The organism is Ruegeria sp. C12 (genome assembly GCF_056537745.1).
Genome location: NZ_JBQFSA010000002.1, coordinates 84,030 through 98,993 on the forward strand (window position 1 = coordinate 84,030; position 14,964 = coordinate 98,993).

Genomic DNA, 14,964 nt, shown 5'->3' on the forward strand with positions numbered 1-14,964 from the left:
TTGGCTCGATCCGATCAGGCTGATTTTTGGATCAGATAGACCTGATGGCCGTTCTCTTCTTCCTGCGACAGCAAGTTATGGCCGCTTTCCATGCAGAAATGTGGAACATCGACGATTGCGGCTGGGTCATCCGCCAGCACACGCAAAAGCCCCCCAGCAGGCAGGGATTTCAGCCGCTTTCGGGCCTTCAGAACGGGCAGGGGGCACAAAAGCCCTAGCGCGTCGAGTATCTCGGGTTCGTCAGTCATGTTGATTGAGATATTTCCAACAGGCGACGCTGTCCAGCATGCAACATACGACCACGAGGATGTGACTGAATGGCCCCGTGACGAAATCCACCTGATACCATATGTGCTTAGTCATGTTCGGAATTGATATCATCGACGCGGGGCTGCTGCCCGCCATGTTCATCGCCATGATCGGTGGGTTGATCAGTTTTCTGTCGCCCTGCGTTCTGCCGATTGTGCCGCCCTATCTGGCATATATGAGCGGCGTGACCATCAATGAGATGCAGGATGAGGCACGCGCGCGGCGCAAGGCGACCCTGTCGGCGCTGTTCTTTGTTCTGGGCCTGTCGACCGTCTTTCTGCTGCTGGGCTTTACCGCCTCGGCGTTTGGGGCGTTTGTGCTGAAGAATCAGGTGCTGTTTGCAAAGCTCTCGGGCGCGGTGGTTATTGTCTTTGGTCTGCACTTTCTGAACGTTTTCCGCATTCCGCTGCTGGACCGCGAGGCGCGGGTTGAAACCGGTGATTCCGGAGGCTCGGTGTTCGGCGCTTATATCCTTGGTCTGGCCTTTGCCTTTGGCTGGACGCCCTGCATCGGCCCGCAGTTGGGAGCCATCCTGTCCCTGGCGGCGTCAGAGGCATCGGTTGCGCGCGGCACGTTGTTGCTGGGTGTTTATGCTGCGGGTCTGGGCATTCCGTTCCTGCTGGCGGCGATGTTCCTGAACCGCTCGATGAGTGTGATGAACCGGATCAAGCCCTACATGGGCACGATTGAGAAGGTGATGGGCGGTCTACTGCTGTTCGTTGGGATCATGCTGATCACCGGCCTTTTCACCGAATTCAGCTGGTGGCTGCTGGAAACCTTCCCGGCACTGGCGGTTCTGGGCTGATCCTCCTTACCTTGGCCGCAATGCTGCGTTAACCTGCGCAGCAGAAGGTAAGGCCATGAGCAGTCACACAAATCAGCCTCAGGTGAGTAAACGCCGGGTGTTCTACATCCCTGGCTACGACCCGATTCCGGCGCGCCGGTACCGTGAGCTGTATCGGACCGAGTCGCAGGCGCAGGCCGAAATTTCGGGCTATGAGATTGCTATGTCTCCCAAACCTGTCGAAGGACCATTTGGCTGGCATGTGACATCGGCTCAGGATGGCATGGAGGTCCAGACGGACATAGACGTTCTGGTCTGGTCCGACATCGTGCGCGACAGCATGTCCGGGTCGATTTTGGCGACCTATCTTCAACTCGGGCGCACGGCGTGGACTTATATCTCAACCGGCACGCTGAAACGGCTCAGTCAGTTGCGGAAAGGGCCGGTGATCGCGGCGCTATACCCGGTTGGGATGCTCTTGCTGCAATTGGCGGCTGCGATGATCGTAGTGGTTGTTGCGATAGCTACTCTGGGTTGGTGGGGTTTGTTGCCCTCTTTGGCTTTAGCTTACCTGCTGCTTCAATGGTTTCGAAAGATCGATAACCGGTTGTTCGCCTATTACCTCATGCACGATTACGCCTATTCAGCGCAGCTGAACGGGGAAACTCCCGCCGGGCTGCAGAATCGTCTGGATGAGTTTGTGCACCTGATTGATGCCGCCTTGGATGCAGATGTGGATGAGGTTCTGGTCGTCGGCCACAGCTCTGGCGCGCATTTGGGCGTGTCTGTTCTGGCCGATTTGATCCGCGCGCGCGGCGATCTGCCGAACCGCCCGGTTCTGTCCTTTTTGACGCTCGGGCAGGTGGTTCCGATGGTCTCGTTTCTGCCCCAGGCCACAAGACTGCGGGGTGATCTGCGGTTTCTGTCGTCGCAAAAGGCTTTGACTTGGGTCGATGTTTCGGCGCCGGGCGATGGGTGCTCCTTTGCGCTTTGCGATCCGGTTGCGGTCAGCGGGGTTGCGGGGCCGGACAAGATTTGGCCGCTGGTCCTGTCTGCGGCGTTTACTCAGACATTGTCATCCCAGCGGTGGCGGGAATTGCGGTGGAAGTTCTTTCGTCTGCATTTTCAATACCTTTGCGCTTTTGACCAACCCGGAACTTATGACTACTTCCGCATCACGGCGGGCCCCCAAACACTGGGCGCACGGTTCAAAGGGCGAACCCCGTCCAAAACCCGCATCGAGACCGCGGTTTCGAAACATACGAGTGTCGATGCATGACCCCGCCCAAGCCGCGCTCTCGTCCTGATCGTGTTTCGCTGTGGCGCTATCTCAAACTGTTCCGCCGCGATCTGCTGTCCGCGCAGCCCGAGCGGTTGTACCGCGCCTGGATGGCCGAGTTTCGAACGCCTTTCTTCCGGTCCTACATGATCAACCAGCCGGACCTGGTTGAAACCGTTCTGAAAAAACGCCCCGACGACTTCCCTAAATCCGGCCGTATCAGTGAGGGGCTGCGCCCATTGTTGGGCAATTCAGTATTCCTGACCAATGGCGACGTCTGGAAACGCCAGCGCCGCATCATTGACCCTGCTTTCGAGGGCGGACGTCTGAAAGACACGTTTCCCGCCATGCTGGCCGCCGCCGACGCCTGCGTTGAACGGCTGCGCGGTCAGGCCGGGGCTGAGGTCGAATGCGAAGAATTGACCAGCCACGCCGCCGCCGATGTGATCTTTCGGACGCTGTTTTCCGTACCGATCGAGCATGAAATCGCTGCCGAGGTGTTTCGTAAGTTTCGAACCTATCAACGCGAACAACCGTTACTGAATCTGGCGGCCTTTGTGCCGTTGCCACGCTGGCTGCCCCGGTTTCATTCGAAACGCACCCGTCAGACGGCTCGGGAAATCCGCGACCTGATCGCAAGGCTCACGTCCGAGCGGGCCGTGGCGATTGCTCAGGGTCAGGCCCCGGATGATCTGGCAACCAAGATCATGACGACGCCTGATCCCGAAACCGGCGCGTGTTTTGACACCGAAGAGATGATCGATCAGGTCGCGATTTTCTTTCTGGCGGGCCATGAAACCAGCGCCTCGGCGCTTGCGTGGACGTTGTACCTGATGGCGCTGTACCCTGAGTGGCAGGAGAAAGTCGCGCAAGAGGCCGAGGCGTTGGGCGACCCCTCGTTCGCGGTCATGTCCAAGCTGAAGCTCAGCCGCGATGTGTTTCGCGAGGCATTGCGGCTGTACCCGCCGGTGCCGATGATGGTGCGGCAAGCCGCTTGCCCTGAAAGATTTCGCAATCGAGAAGTGCCGAAGGCGTCCCAGATCGTGATCAGCCCGTGGCATCTGCACCGCCAAGAACGGTTGTGGGATAACCCCGACGCATTCGATCCGGCACGCTGGCACACCGAAAATGGCAAGTCCTGTCAGCGCGACGCCTATATCCCGTTCTCCACCGGCCCGCGCGTCTGTACTGGGGCGGGGTTTGCGATGGTCGAGGGGCCGTTGATCCTGTCCACGCTGCTGCGCAGGTTCAGATTCGAAACAATCGCCGAAAAAACACCGGTTCCGGTGGCCCATCTGACCGTCAGATCGAAAGACGGCATTTGGTTGCGCGTGGTTGAGCGCTAACAAACTATCATCGCCCAACGTCGTGCTGTATGCGAAGAATGAAATCGGAATCATTCTTGAACGGGAAAACATTATGTCCAAAGCAGAACAGCGCGCGCAGATGTCCAATGGCGCAGGGTTTATCGCAGCACTGGATCAAAGCGGCGGATCGACTCCCAAGGCGCTGGCGCTTTATGGCGTGGATGCCTCGCAATATGGTTCGGACGAGGAAATGTTCGGTGAAATCCAGAAAATGCGCGCACGGATCATTCTGGCGGATGACTTCACCAAGGACAAAGTGATCGGCGCAATCCTGTTCGAACGCACGTTGGGCGAGGAAATCGAAGGCCGAAAAGTGGCCGATTATCTGTGGTCGGTCAAAGGAATCGTTCCGTTCCTGAAAATCGACAAAGGGCTGGAAGATCAGGCCAATGGCGTTCAGATGATGAAGCCCATTCCGGGGCTGGCTGAAACCCTGGGCAAGGCCGAGGGCGTGTTCGGCACCAAGGAACGCTCGGTCATCCACGAAGCCAACGCAGAAGGCATCGCCGCTGTGGTCGCACAGCAATTCGACGTCGCGCGCGAGGTTGTCGCCGCAGGCATGGTTCCGATCATCGAGCCTGAGGTGAACATCAACTCGGAAACCAAGGCCGAGGCCGAAGATATCCTGAAGGGTGAGTTGCTGAAAAACCTCGACCAGTTGGACGAGGGGCAGGATGTGATGCTCAAGCTGACAATCCCGAGCAACGCGAACCTGTATGACGAGGTTGCAGATCACCCGCGCGTCGTGCGTGTCGTGGCGCTGTCGGGCGGGTATTCGACCGAGCAGGCCTGTGATCTTCTGGGTCAGAACGGCAAGATGATCGCCTCGTTCTCGCGCGCATTGACCGAAGGACTGTCGAAGCAGCAATCAGAAGCCGAGTTCAACGCGGCTTTGGGCGGCAATATCGACAAGATCTTCAACGCGTCCTGCTAAGCCTCAGACCGGTTTGACAAAATCGCGGCGCATCTGCGCCGCTTTTTCCCGGCATATGCAGCCCTCGGCATGGTCATTGACCAATCCCATCGCCTGCATGAAGGCAAAGACCGTGGTGGGTCCGACGAATTTCCAACCGCGTTTTTTCAGGTCCTTCGACATGGCGATGGATTCAGCCGAGGTTGAGGCGCTGCGTGGCGGCGGCGGGATTTCCGGCTCATACCGCCAGACATAAGCGGCCAGAGAGCCTTCCGAGGCGACCAGTTCTTGCGCGCGGCGGGCATTGTTGATCACCGCTTCGATCTTGCCGCGATGGCGGATGATGCCTGGGTCCTGCAACAGGTGTTCGACATCTGCATCGGAAAACTCGGCCATCCTGTTGAAATCAAATCCACAAAAGGCCGCGCGAAAGTTTTCGCGCTTGCGCAGGATCGTCAGCCAGCTGAGGCCGGACTGAAAGCTTTCAAGACACAGTTTCTCGAACAAACGCTGGTCATCGGCCACCGGGTATCCCCATTCATTGTCATGATACTCCGGGAACTCGGGCGCGGCCAAAGACCACGTGCACCGAGGTTTGCCGTCTGGTCCAATGGCTGTGTCCGTCATGCATGTACCCTTTTTGTTCTCAATTCACGCTACACGCATTGAGCACGCGCTGACAAGGGTCAAACCTTGTTGCGATACCAATCTAAAATGAAAACCCGAATAGCGGATGCCAGCCCTGTTTCGGGATCACGGGCCACATCAATCTCTGCCGCCAAAGCATTGATTGGTTGATCTTTTTCCTGCGCTATGTCCCGAAAGGCCCGCCAGAACTCATCTTCCAGAGACACCGATGTGCGATGCCCTTTTAGCGTCAGGGACCGTTTGACGGGACGGCCGCTCATTCATCCAGCTCGTGATTGTCCAGGTCGCGCTTCTGCTTGTCCTGCCGCAGTTTCACGACGTCTTTTTCGGCCTTGGTCCGCCCAAAGGCGACAGCGTTCTGATCTGCGCGGGCCTTCTTTTCGGCCCGCGCCCTTTCTTTGCGAAACCGGTTCAGATTGACCGGCTTGCCCATCAGTCTTTCGGGCCGATCATCTGCTCGGGCCGGACAACGGCGTCAAAGGTCGCCTCATCGACAAAACCCAGCGCGATGGCCTCTTCCTTCAGGGTCGTGCCGTTCTTATGCGCGGTCTTGGCAACGGTGGTGGCGTTGTCATAACCGATGGTCGGAGCCAGCGCCGTAACCAGCATCAGCGATTCCTTCATCAGCTTGTCGATGCGCGGTTCGTTGGCCTTGATGCCCAACAGCATCCGTTCGGTAAAGCTGTCGGCGGCATCGCCCAGCAACTGGATCGACTGCAGCAGGTTGTAGGACATCATCGGGTTATAGACGTTCAGCTCAAAATGCCCCTGCGACCCGGCAAAGGTCATCGCGGCGTTGTTGCCCATCACATGGGCCGCGACCTGAGTCAGCGCCTCGGCCTGAGTCGGGTTCACCTTGCCGGGCATGATCGACGAGCCGGGCTCATTCTCGGGCAGGATCAGTTCACCAAGACCAGAACGCGGGCCGGAGCCCAGGAACCGGATATCGTTGGCGATCTTGTAGCAACTGCCTGCAATCGTCGCCAAAGCACCAGACAGGAAGACCATCGCGTCATGGGCGGCCAGCGCCTCGAACTTGTTCGGCGCTGTGACGAAGGGCAGGCTGGTGATCTCGGCCATATGGCCTGCGACCGCTTCACCCCAACCATTCTGGGTGTTCAGGCCGGTGCCGACGGCTGTGCCGCCTTGCGCCAGTTCATAGATCCCCGGCATCGCCGCGTGCACACGGGCAATCCCCTGACGGATCTGGTGGGCGTAGCCGCTGAACTCCTGACCCAGTGTCAGGGGCGTTGCGTCCTGCGTATGGGTCCGGCCGATCTTGATGATGTCCTTGAACTCCTCGGCCTTCTGTTCCAGCCCCGAGGCCAGTTTTTCAAGACCCGGCAGCAACACGTCGCGCACGCTCATCGCGGTGGCGATATGCATGGCGGTGGGGAAGGTGTCGTTCGAGGACTGACCCATGTTGCAGTGATCGTTCGGGTGCACCGGGTCTTTCGAACCGATCACGCCGCCCAGAATCTCGATGGCGCGGTTTGCGATAACTTCGTTCGAGTTCATGTTCGACTGCGTGCCCGAACCGGTCTGCCAGACGACCAGAGGGAAGTTGTCGTCAAACTTGCCCTCGAATACCTCACCAGCGGCCTGAATGATCGCGTCAGCGATTTTGGCGTCCAGCTTGCCGGTCGCCTTGTTTTCCATGGCGCAGGCTTGCTTGATCACGCCCAGCGCGCGCACGATGGCCACGGGCTGTTTCTCCCACCCGATGGGGAAGTTCATGATCGAGCGCTGCGTCTGCGCGCCCCAATACTTGTCGGCAGGAACCTCGAGCGGGCCAAAGCTGTCGGATTCGGTGCGGGTCTGAGACATCTGTCACTCCGTCTGGTATGCAGTCGTATGCCGTTTAGCGGCCACAACGCTGTGACGCAATCGGCCAGTTGCGCGCACCTTAGACATACGGTCCCGAAAGGTATAGCCGCCGGATGGCAACATTTTAATTTGCACCGCACAGGATTGTGCCATTGTGCGCACCGCGCGCATGTTTAGAATAAGGTGGCTGCGGTCGAGGAGGTTTAAATGCCCGAATCTGAACGGATATCGCCAATCAAAGCCATCGCGGTGGCTTTGTCCGCGACCTTGTGGATCGCAGTCCTAAGCGTGTCGGCCCGCGCCGCCGACGTAACGCCGTTTGTCGGAGATTATATCGGTTCGGCAAATGTGGTGGACGCGGACGGAACAAGCACGCCCCGAGACATGAGCGTTTCGATTCACGAAACCAAAAACGGCTTTAATGTCAGTTGGAAAACAACGACCTACAAGCTGGACGGGCGCGTCAAGGAACAGGCGTTTTCAATCGATTTCCAACCGTCTGACCGGCCCGACGTGTTCGCCGCCGCGATGAAGCGCAATGTCTTTGGTCATGAGGTTCCGTTGGACCCCATGAAAGGCGAACCCTTTGTCTGGGGCCGCATCGACTGGGACACGATGACCGTGTTTTCACTGTTTATCGATGAGACCGGCGGATATGAATTGCAGCAGTTCGACCGCACTCTGGCCGAGGGTGGCCTGAACCTGTCCTTCTCGCGCTTTATCAACGGCGAAAAGTCCCGCTCGGTCGAAACGTTTCTGAAGAAACAATAAACCCCGCGTGGGTCGCGGGGTTTCAGGGCCTATTTGCGGAAGCTGTCCAACGAGACGACGTCTGCGTCGTGGTGTTCCTCGGGCTCTTCAACCTCAATCGATTCTTCGATGAAATTGTCTTCTTCCAGCTCGTCCTCGGGGCTTTCGAACCGCAGGCCAAACTCGACGGACGGGTCCACGAAGGTTTTGATGGAGGTATAGGGGATATACAGCGGCTCGGGCGCGTCACCGAAGTTCAGCGTGATGGCAAAGCCGGTCTCGCCAACCTCAAGGTTTTCGAACCAGTGCTGCATGACAATCGTCATCTCTTCCGGATACCGCTCGCGCAGCCAATCCGCGATCTGCACGCCGGGTTCACGGGTGTCGAAGGTGATGAAAAAATGATGGGTGCCGGGCAGGCCGGTTTCGGAAACGCCGGTCAGAACCGTTTTGATGAGACCGCGCATGGCGGTGTGCATCAGGTTTCCATAGTCGATGTCTTGCGACATGTGTAATCCTCGAAAGTGGTTATCCCCAGCATAGGCGTTTTAACTGGAAACGAAAGAGCAGGTATGGCCGGATTGATCAGAATAGATGGATGGCCATGCCAGCCAGAGCCATCAGCGCCAATACCGTTGCCATCCCTAATTTTGCTTTGAAAATCAATAGTCCTGCGGCAAATGTCAGCGCCAAAGCGGCGTAATTTGCGGATAACACGTCCGGAACAGGAGTTGACAGCGGCCCCCAGCTTGCCTGACCGACCACATCAAAGAGAACATTTAGGGCGAACCACACGGACAGGTTGAGAATCACACCGACCACCGCCGCCGTGATGCCGTGCAGCGCGGCCGTCAGCCTTGGCCTTGTCGCAAGGCTGTCCAGATAGGGGGCGGCCAGAAAAATCCAGAGGAAACAGGGAACAAATGTCGCCCATAGCGCCACAGCACCCGCTGCCAGCGCCAATGTGACGCCTCCGTTTAACTGCCCGGTCAGCATGGCAACGAACTGCGTGACCAGAATCAGAGGCCCCGGCGTTGTTTCGGCAAGGCCCAGCGCGTCGATCATCTGGCCCGTGCTGATCCAGTTGTACTGGTCGACGACCGTTTGAGTCATGTAGGCTAGAACCGCATAAGCTCCGCCAAAGGTTACAACGGCCAGACGGGTAAAGAACCATCCCAGATCGCTGAGCAGTTGGTGCCCCGACAGTGTCAGCAGGACCAGCGGCCCCAGCCACAGGGGCAGCCAAATGGCTATCGTACGAAACGGTTTTGCCAAGGTCGGTGCAGCGGTGGGTTCGGGTGCGGGGCCCGCGCCCTTGAAACTGAGATACCCCCAAAGAGCAGCCGTCAGAATGATCAAAGGGAACGGAATGTTGAACAGGAAAATGCCCAGAAACCCGAGACCCGCGAGGATGCGGTGTTCCACATCCGACAGCGCCTTGCGGGACAGTTTGAGCAAAGCCTGTAGGACAATCACGATGACCGTGGCCTTGATCCCAAGAAAGGCCGACTGAACCAGGGGCAGGGTGCCAAATGCTGCGTAAAGCATCACCAAAGCCGCGATCACAATCGCGCCGGGCAGCACAAACAGGGTTCCGGCAATCAACCCGCCGGTCACGCCGCGCAGGCGCCAACCCGCATAGGTCGCCAGTTGCATGGCTTCGGGGCCCGGCAGCAACATGCACAAGGACAAGGCTCGCAGATAGGCTTGTTCATCCAGCCAGGGCCGACGTTCAACCAACTCGTGATGCATCAGCGAGATCTGAGCGGCCGGCCCTCCGAACGACAGAAGGCCAATCCTGCCGAACACTTGCGTTAATTCCCTGAGTGTAGGCGTCATGATCTGCGATCCGTCGGCCAGTCATGGGTTTCTTCAAACCCGTCGCGCGCCCATCGGTACAGGGCGTCATAGAGATGCATCCCGGCCTCAAGGTTTTCGTGATCGTCACGATATTGTCGTGACAGGCCGACCGAGATGGCCAGTAATCCGGCTGCCTCGGGGGCAAGGTCGTGGCGATTGGTGTCCGCAGCCCGCACCACGGTTGCAAGCCGATCCAACGCTTCAGAGCGCAGGCGCAGCTCGTCCAACAGTGTATCAAATGTGCAGGCGTCGCCTCGGTGGCTCCAGAATGCGTTTTCGATGTCAAAGGGCGTGGCGTTGAATTTTTCTGCGACGCTTTCCACCTCGGCTGGCGCGACGAACAGAAATTTCGCCTTGGGGTCGACAAAGCGACGGATCAGCCAGGGGCAGGCGATACGGTCAATCTTTGGGCGGTGCCGCGTGACCCACAGTGTCTGCCCGTTAACCGGCGACGGCACAGACGCGGCCGGAATGCGCAGGCCGTCCGGCAGGTCGCGCCAACCATACGTGCCGCCATCCAGATACTCAGCCGCGCAGCCTTCACTGCGCAGCCAGGAAACGACACCTTGGCTGAGTTTCTTGCCCTTTTGACAGATGATAACGCTGCGGCGATCCGAGACCAGCCGCACAAGCCCCGCAATGTCTGCGACCGGGTGCCGGAATGAACCGGGGATCAGATACGGATCCTCCGCAAAATCTTCGTCCAGACAAATATCCACCAGCATCGGGGCCTGAGGTGTGCCGATCAGACGCGACAATTGCTTTGGGGTAATGGAGTTTGGCGATGCCATGGCATGTTCCTTGTAGTCTCGGATACATGCGAAACTTGGGCTGACGCCTCACGGGGCGTTCGCAATCTTACCCCATGGCTCTAGCTACCGTGCAAGCCGCCCATGGGTCAAGATTGCACCACCCTTGGATCAGGCCCAATCCAGTCTTTGCCCCGTCATACAAACCGGCAGTGTGTCCTGCGGAAACTGCCCCAGTTGTTCGAAAAGCGAGACGAAATCGAACTGATTATAGGCTTCGACCATCTTGTCGCCCTTGAATCGCGCCATGACCTGCCCGGTGACCTCCAGCGGTGCCCCGTTATCGGCGCGGAAGGTTTTGACGTGCAGAATGGCTGAAACCCAATCGCCGTTTTCGATGATTTTGGGCATCTCAACAGTGATCTCGCCAAGGATATGACGGAAGGACATGACCAGATCGCGGAAATCGTCGGCGCCCACCTGCATTTCGGGGATCAACCCCTCGGCCATCGTATCGGGCGCAAAATACTGATCGATCGCTTCGGTGTTTCCCTGTTCCCAAACCTCGGCGTACCATGCTTTTAGGATATCTGTGTGTTTCATCCCGGCTCTCCTGTCTGACTGGGATGACAGTGGACAAAAGGGATGAACAAACTCTAAATCTGCACAGAAAAAGAATTAAACTCAGACATTATAATGTGGAAATGCAGGTTTCTGTTGCCAGGTACCTGCGAACCCCGCCTTACGCGGCTAGGCGCAAGGGCTTAGATTTCGGTCTTGTTACTGCTTACGCAGCAACTGCAACCGGAGCACGATTGTCGTTTGCAATTGTACTATTTTCGCCGGTAACGGTGGCAGACAGCCGAGACAAAGCTAACCCCTTTAGACGTTCGTCGATCCTGTTTCGGCCCCAAAATCCCCAAACGAAGGATGGTTGGTGGAGCCGCCGGGTACCGCCCCCGGGTCCGATCCGCTTATTACGAGCGCGTTTATGTCCATAGTCCCGAAGGACATACCCTATATAGGTGAGGCGGCGCTGGGTTGCAAATCCAGATTTTTGGATGCGGATACGTTCAAGAACAGATGGTTACGTTGTTTTGTTGAAGTTCGCCGCAATCAGCCAGACGGCCAGTACAAGTTCGATTCCACCAAAAGTGGCTGCTTTGACGAATGGCGGGTTGTCCAACGCCAGCGACACGAACCGCCCAAGCGCCGCCCCTGCGTAGACCACGCCCAACATTGTGTAGGCCATCGGCGCGTTCAGCCAGATCACGGCAATGCCGGTCACAACAAACAACCCTCCGACCGAGGCGCGCAATTCACTTAGGCCCATTGTGCTGTCGGTCGGGGCCAGATCCAGCGCGTTGGCGGTGTGGGCGGGGGCCAGAAAGCCGAAAAGGCCGAATCCGATGGTCAGCAAAGCGACGATTACATTCAGGGTTGTTACCATTTCGGCCTCTTCCAACTTGCTTATCCATCGACAACGGTAATCCGTTGTTTTCCGAAGAAAAGCACTAAATCGCCGACCACAGCCCCAGAACTCCAACCAGAATCAGACTGAGCGCCCAGATCAGTTCCAGATTGAACCAACTGCGGGACAGGAATTGCAGGCCCAGCCAGCGATAGACGGCATAGGCCAAAAGACCTCCGCCAAGGATCATTGCGGCGGTATGCAGCGCCGCCACGCCCAGAACCAGCAGGCCATTCGTTGTCATAATCTGCGAGATTGCCTGATGCCCGGCATCCAATTCATCCAAGCCGCACAGGCCCAGATAGATCGGAACCAGCATCAGCGCGGCCCCATGCGCCAGCGCCACCAGAAAGGACCAAAGCGCCAGTTTCCTTGGGGGGACGCGCGACAGGAATCGCGGGTGGCGCTGGGTGAGGGCGATATAGAGACCCATCGCGATGACGATCAGCGCCGCCCCGATGCGAATCTCGCGTTGGTAGTCAACCAGTACGGCCATCAGGGCAAAGGGCAGCAGGACACCCAGCATCGCCACGAAATGCCCGCCAGCCAAGGCCGCCAGCGCGCGCCACAGGGCGGATTGGCGCTGCTCCATCAATGCCGAAGAAACAGCCAGCGGCCAGCCCATTCCGGGGTTCAGCCCGTGATACGCACCGCTGAGAACAACGGCCAGCCAGAGACCAGCCGTTGATGTCATCAGAACCTCCAACTCAGACCGAAGGGTAGCAGAAACTGTCGGTCGAGCAGTCTCCGCCCTCCAGCCGGATCTGGTGGCTGCGGTAGCCGTCGGGGAATTCGACCCAGAAGTTCGGGTCCAGCGTCAGGCCACCGTTTTCGCCGACATCGGCCTTGACCATCGCCGCTCCGCGTTCGCCGGGATAGAACTGATCATCCCATGTGGAATAAAGTGAGTTGGTCCAGTAAACGCGTTTACCATCTCGGCTGATCTCGACCATCTGCGGGCCGTAGCCAAAATCCTGTCCGTTCGGATGTTTGGTTTTCTTGACGATACCACCGATTTCAACCTTGCCCGCCAGTGTCGGGTTCATCGGGTCCGAGACATCGTATTGATGCATCTCACCCGTACCCCAGCAAGCGACATAGAGATACTTGTCGTCGAGGCTCAGGTCGATATCAGTGACCAGCGGCGGAACGGCCGAGAATCCCTTCAACAGATCGGGCAGGTCATCCGGGTCGGCTGGATGCGGGTCGATGGTGATGGTCTTTTTGGCCTCGAACGTGCCGTCCTCATTGCGCCACCACGTGAAAATCGCGCCTTGCAGGTTGGTGGTGTCCACAACCACGCCGCAGAACCCGTATTGCTTGACCGGATCATGGGCCGGGCGGATTTCCAACGCCATCTGATGGTTTTCACCCAGATCGATGGTCTGGATATTGGTCCGGTTGCGCAGGTTCCAGAAGTGGATGCTGTGACCGTATTTGTTCGACAACAGATCCTCGGCCACGATGCCGTTTTCGAACTGCGGAGGAAGTCCCCATTCGGAACTGACCATGTAGTCGCGCGGCAGGTTCCACCAGAAATCATAGTGCTTGTCCTGCACGCCGCGCTCGATCTCATACCGCCCTATGATCTCAAAGCTTTGGCAATCCATGATGAAGATACCCGGAGGGCCATCTGTTCCGTCTTCACCGCCACCGCCCAGCGTGCTGACATAGATGCCTTCGGGGCCGCAATGGATGGTGTGAGGGCGGGAATATCCTGTTTTTGCAAAGACTTCTTCGGGTTCGATGATCTTGTGGATCTTGGCCTCAAGCGGGTTCTTGACGTCGATCACGTAAATCCGGCTCGACCGAATACCCGGAATAATCAGATAGCGCCGTTCCAGAAACGCATGGCCGGTCAGCGGTGACAAGGCCGAGGAACAAGCGTTCCAGCCAAAATGATGAAACTCATCGCCTTTTTCCGGCATCATCACCTTGTGGACGATCTTGCCGAAATCGTCGGATGTCGGATCGACATTCACAACCGCCAGCCCGTCGGGTTGCGAAAAATCCGGGCTCAGCATCAGCGTGAAAGCAAGCGTCTCGGCGGGGCCTTCCATCGCCAGCTTGGCGGATGGATAAAAGGTTGGGTCCGGTCTTGTGTTCATAACGTCCTCCCGTAAGCAATTGATATTCAATTTGTATTGAGAGTTCCGGTCTTGGCGCCGGGTGACATCCTGCCTGCTCTGTCTTCCTTGTGCCTGTTCGTCTGCGTCAATCCTGGGGCCTGATCGGGATCAGGCGGGTTTGCGTTTGCGCTCGGCCACGTCCTGGGCCAGTTGGCGGGTGTAAGCTTCCAGCTCGACCAAGGTGGCATCGACCGTTGTGGCGTCATGCGCTTCAAGGGTGTCGGCGATCTTGGTGTGAAGCAAGATGATCTCTTCGCGTGACCTTGCGGTGAAGGTGATCATGTTCATCAGGGGCTGCATCGCCTCGACCGCGCCTGCCAGTTGATAGGACAGAACCGGATTGCCCGCGCCGTCCACAAGTGCCCGGTGAAAGGCGACGTCCGAGGCGCAAAACGCCTCATCCGTCAAGCCGGGCTGCGCCTGTCGGAAAATCTCGGCCCGCATGGTGGCGAGTTGATCTGCTGTGCGACGCTGCGCAGACAAGGGGGCGCAGGCGCGTTCCAGCGCGTATCGCGCCTCGCAAGCCGTATCGAAGCGCACCGCGTTCATCGACAGCAACAGGGTCGAAGTGGTGATTTGCTGCGAATACGCATCTTCAAAACTGATGCGGTTCACAAAGGCCCCGCCGGTTGCCCCGCGCTGGGTGCGGATCAGGGACTGAGCCGCCAGACGTTTCAGCGCCTCGCGAACCGTAGGGCGAGAGACCTGGAATTGGTCGGCCAATTCGGCCTCGGACGGCAAACGCTCATCCACAATCAACTCACCCGAGACAATCGCATCGCGAATGGCCTGCGCGATTTGCGCGGACAGGTCTGCGGTTTTCTGTGGGTTAATCTTCATTTTGCACGCGGCTTTACGATTTTATTTGTCTGACATTT

Annotated in this window: 18 protein-coding genes and 1 other RNA gene; 5 read left to right on the plus strand and 14 right to left on the minus strand. The window is 58.0% G+C overall.

From position 1 onward, the window contains the following. Window positions 1-14 precede the first annotated feature (14 nt). On the minus strand, window positions 15-248 hold the full coding sequence (locus tag ACR0C9_RS05555) for a sulfurtransferase TusA family protein (protein ID WP_170450846.1): 234 nt from the start codon (window positions 246-248) through the stop codon (window positions 15-17). A gap of 113 nt (window positions 249-361) precedes the next feature. Between ACR0C9_RS05555 and ACR0C9_RS05560 the strand changes: the two genes are divergently transcribed. From ACR0C9_RS05560 to ACR0C9_RS05575, 4 genes are all read left to right on the plus strand, one after another. Further along, the gene (locus tag ACR0C9_RS05560; RefSeq protein ID WP_170450844.1) at window positions 362-1,114 is read left to right on the plus strand and encodes a cytochrome c biogenesis protein CcdA; all 753 of its coding nucleotides are present in this window, start codon (window positions 362-364) and stop codon (window positions 1,112-1,114) included. A 55-nt stretch (window positions 1,115-1,169) separates the two neighbouring features. After that, on the plus strand, window positions 1,170-2,372 hold the full coding sequence (locus ACR0C9_RS05565) for a hypothetical protein (protein WP_480780562.1): 1,203 nt from the start codon (window positions 1,170-1,172) through the stop codon (window positions 2,370-2,372). Then, a complete protein-coding gene (locus ACR0C9_RS05570; RefSeq protein WP_480780563.1) occupies window positions 2,369-3,718 on the plus strand; it encodes a cytochrome P450 in 1,350 nt (449 codons plus the stop codon). Before ACR0C9_RS05565 ends, ACR0C9_RS05570 begins: the two co-directional genes overlap by 4 nt. A gap of 73 nt (window positions 3,719-3,791) precedes the next feature. Further along, the gene (locus ACR0C9_RS05575; protein ID WP_480581291.1) at window positions 3,792-4,673 is read left to right on the plus strand and encodes a fructose bisphosphate aldolase; all 882 of its coding nucleotides are present in this window, start codon (window positions 3,792-3,794) and stop codon (window positions 4,671-4,673) included. A 3-nt stretch (window positions 4,674-4,676) separates the two neighbouring features. Here the strand turns inward: ACR0C9_RS05575 and ACR0C9_RS05580 are convergent, their stop codons facing one another. From ACR0C9_RS05580 to fumC, 4 genes are read right to left on the minus strand one after another with little or no spacing between them, the layout of a single operon-like run. Further along, entirely contained in the window at window positions 4,677-5,279 is a 603-nt protein-coding gene (locus ACR0C9_RS05580; RefSeq protein ID WP_480581289.1) for a DNA-3-methyladenine glycosylase I, read from the minus strand. Between the two features lie 59 nt (window positions 5,280-5,338). Then, window positions 5,339-5,560, minus strand: coding sequence for a ribbon-helix-helix domain-containing protein (locus tag ACR0C9_RS05585; protein ID WP_170518449.1), 222 nt, complete (start codon window positions 5,558-5,560; stop codon window positions 5,339-5,341). Beyond that, window positions 5,557-5,733 carry a DUF4169 family protein gene (locus tag ACR0C9_RS05590; RefSeq protein WP_170450832.1) on the minus strand — a complete coding sequence of 59 codons (177 nt, stop codon included), beginning with the start codon at window positions 5,731-5,733 and terminating at the stop codon, window positions 5,557-5,559. Before ACR0C9_RS05590 ends, ACR0C9_RS05585 begins: the two co-directional genes overlap by 4 nt. Then, window positions 5,733-7,127, minus strand: coding sequence for a class II fumarate hydratase (fumC, locus tag ACR0C9_RS05595; protein WP_480581286.1), 1,395 nt, complete (start codon window positions 7,125-7,127; stop codon window positions 5,733-5,735). Before fumC ends, ACR0C9_RS05590 begins: the two co-directional genes overlap by 1 nt. Window positions 7,128-7,334: 207 nt before the next feature. Here fumC and ACR0C9_RS05600 point away from each other — a divergent pair, with 207 nt between their 5' ends. Continuing rightward, on the plus strand, window positions 7,335-7,898 hold the full coding sequence (locus ACR0C9_RS05600; RefSeq protein ID WP_480780564.1) for a hypothetical protein: 564 nt from the start codon (window positions 7,335-7,337) through the stop codon (window positions 7,896-7,898). Window positions 7,899-7,927: 29 nt separating this feature from the next. Here the strand turns inward: ACR0C9_RS05600 and ACR0C9_RS05605 are convergent, their stop codons facing one another. The 9 genes from ACR0C9_RS05605 to ACR0C9_RS05645 all read right to left on the minus strand — a co-directional run bounded on the left by ACR0C9_RS05605 (window position 7,928) and on the right by ACR0C9_RS05645 (window position 14,926). Then, a complete protein-coding gene (locus tag ACR0C9_RS05605; protein WP_170450827.1) occupies window positions 7,928-8,386 on the minus strand; it encodes a ClpXP protease specificity-enhancing factor SspB in 459 nt (152 codons plus the stop codon). A gap of 76 nt (window positions 8,387-8,462) precedes the next feature. Then, a complete protein-coding gene (gene chrA, locus ACR0C9_RS05610; protein ID WP_480780565.1) occupies window positions 8,463-9,716 on the minus strand; it encodes a chromate efflux transporter in 1,254 nt (417 codons plus the stop codon). Further along, window positions 9,713-10,528: a chromate resistance protein ChrB domain-containing protein gene (locus ACR0C9_RS05615; RefSeq protein WP_480780566.1), complete on the minus strand. Its 816-nt coding sequence runs from the start codon at window positions 10,526-10,528 to the stop codon at window positions 9,713-9,715. The genes chrA and ACR0C9_RS05615 overlap by 4 nt, the downstream gene beginning before the upstream one ends. 129 nt (window positions 10,529-10,657) lie before the next feature. After that, window positions 10,658-11,089 carry an ester cyclase gene (locus tag ACR0C9_RS05620; protein ID WP_480780567.1) on the minus strand — a complete coding sequence of 144 codons (432 nt, stop codon included), beginning with the start codon at window positions 11,087-11,089 and terminating at the stop codon, window positions 10,658-10,660. 100 nt (window positions 11,090-11,189) lie between these two features. Further along, window positions 11,190-11,537: a transfer-messenger RNA gene (ssrA, locus tag ACR0C9_RS05625) on the minus strand. A gap of 36 nt (window positions 11,538-11,573) precedes the next feature. Beyond that, a complete protein-coding gene (locus tag ACR0C9_RS05630) occupies window positions 11,574-11,936 on the minus strand; it encodes a DUF4345 family protein (protein ID WP_170518469.1) in 363 nt (120 codons plus the stop codon). Between the two features lie 64 nt (window positions 11,937-12,000). Beyond that, complete coding sequence (locus ACR0C9_RS05635; RefSeq protein WP_170518472.1) at window positions 12,001-12,651, minus strand: hypothetical protein; 651 nt, start codon at window positions 12,649-12,651, stop codon at window positions 12,001-12,003. Between the two features lie 13 nt (window positions 12,652-12,664). After that, on the minus strand, window positions 12,665-14,065 hold the full coding sequence (locus tag ACR0C9_RS05640) for a selenium-binding protein SBP56-related protein (protein ID WP_480780568.1): 1,401 nt from the start codon (window positions 14,063-14,065) through the stop codon (window positions 12,665-12,667). Between the two features lie 129 nt (window positions 14,066-14,194). Beyond that, complete coding sequence (locus ACR0C9_RS05645) at window positions 14,195-14,926, minus strand: FadR/GntR family transcriptional regulator (RefSeq protein ID WP_480780569.1); 732 nt, start codon at window positions 14,924-14,926, stop codon at window positions 14,195-14,197. Window positions 14,927-14,964 lie beyond the last annotated feature (38 nt).

Bases quoted from the DNA above. Each gene is read 5' to 3' on its own strand.
- ACR0C9_RS05645 (WP_480780569.1), bottom strand. From the start codon at position 14,926: ATGAAGATTAACCCACAGAAAACCGCAGACCTGTCCGCGCAAATCGCG.
- ACR0C9_RS05570 (WP_480780563.1), top strand. From the start codon at position 2,369: ATGACCCCGCCCAAGCCGCGCTCTCGTCCTGATCGTGTTTCGCTGTGG.
- ACR0C9_RS05575 (WP_480581291.1), top strand. From the start codon at position 3,792: ATGTCCAAAGCAGAACAGCGCGCGCAGATGTCCAATGGCGCAGGGTTT.
- ACR0C9_RS05585 (WP_170518449.1), bottom strand. From the start codon at position 5,560: ATGAGCGGCCGTCCCGTCAAACGGTCCCTGACGCTAAAAGGGCATCGC.
- ACR0C9_RS05615 (WP_480780566.1), bottom strand. From the start codon at position 10,528: ATGGCATCGCCAAACTCCATTACCCCAAAGCAATTGTCGCGTCTGATC.
- fumC (WP_480581286.1), bottom strand. From the start codon at position 7,127: ATGTCTCAGACCCGCACCGAATCCGACAGCTTTGGCCCGCTCGAGGTT.
- ACR0C9_RS05580 (WP_480581289.1), bottom strand. From the start codon at position 5,279: ATGACGGACACAGCCATTGGACCAGACGGCAAACCTCGGTGCACGTGG.
- ACR0C9_RS05605 (WP_170450827.1), bottom strand. From the start codon at position 8,386: ATGTCGCAAGACATCGACTATGGAAACCTGATGCACACCGCCATGCGC.
- ACR0C9_RS05590 (WP_170450832.1), bottom strand. From the start codon at position 5,733: ATGGGCAAGCCGGTCAATCTGAACCGGTTTCGCAAAGAAAGGGCGCGG.
- ACR0C9_RS05635 (WP_170518472.1), bottom strand. From the start codon at position 12,651: ATGACATCAACGGCTGGTCTCTGGCTGGCCGTTGTTCTCAGCGGTGCG.
- ACR0C9_RS05600 (WP_480780564.1), top strand. From the start codon at position 7,335: ATGCCCGAATCTGAACGGATATCGCCAATCAAAGCCATCGCGGTGGCT.
- ACR0C9_RS05565 (WP_480780562.1), top strand. From the start codon at position 1,170: ATGAGCAGTCACACAAATCAGCCTCAGGTGAGTAAACGCCGGGTGTTC.
- ACR0C9_RS05620 (WP_480780567.1), bottom strand. From the start codon at position 11,089: ATGAAACACACAGATATCCTAAAAGCATGGTACGCCGAGGTTTGGGAA.
- ACR0C9_RS05640 (WP_480780568.1), bottom strand. From the start codon at position 14,065: ATGAACACAAGACCGGACCCAACCTTTTATCCATCCGCCAAGCTGGCG.
- chrA (WP_480780565.1), bottom strand. From the start codon at position 9,716: ATGACGCCTACACTCAGGGAATTAACGCAAGTGTTCGGCAGGATTGGC.
- ACR0C9_RS05560 (WP_170450844.1), top strand. From the start codon at position 362: ATGTTCGGAATTGATATCATCGACGCGGGGCTGCTGCCCGCCATGTTC.
- ACR0C9_RS05555 (WP_170450846.1), bottom strand. From the start codon at position 248: ATGACTGACGAACCCGAGATACTCGACGCGCTAGGGCTTTTGTGCCCC.
- ACR0C9_RS05630 (WP_170518469.1), bottom strand. From the start codon at position 11,936: ATGGTAACAACCCTGAATGTAATCGTCGCTTTGCTGACCATCGGATTC.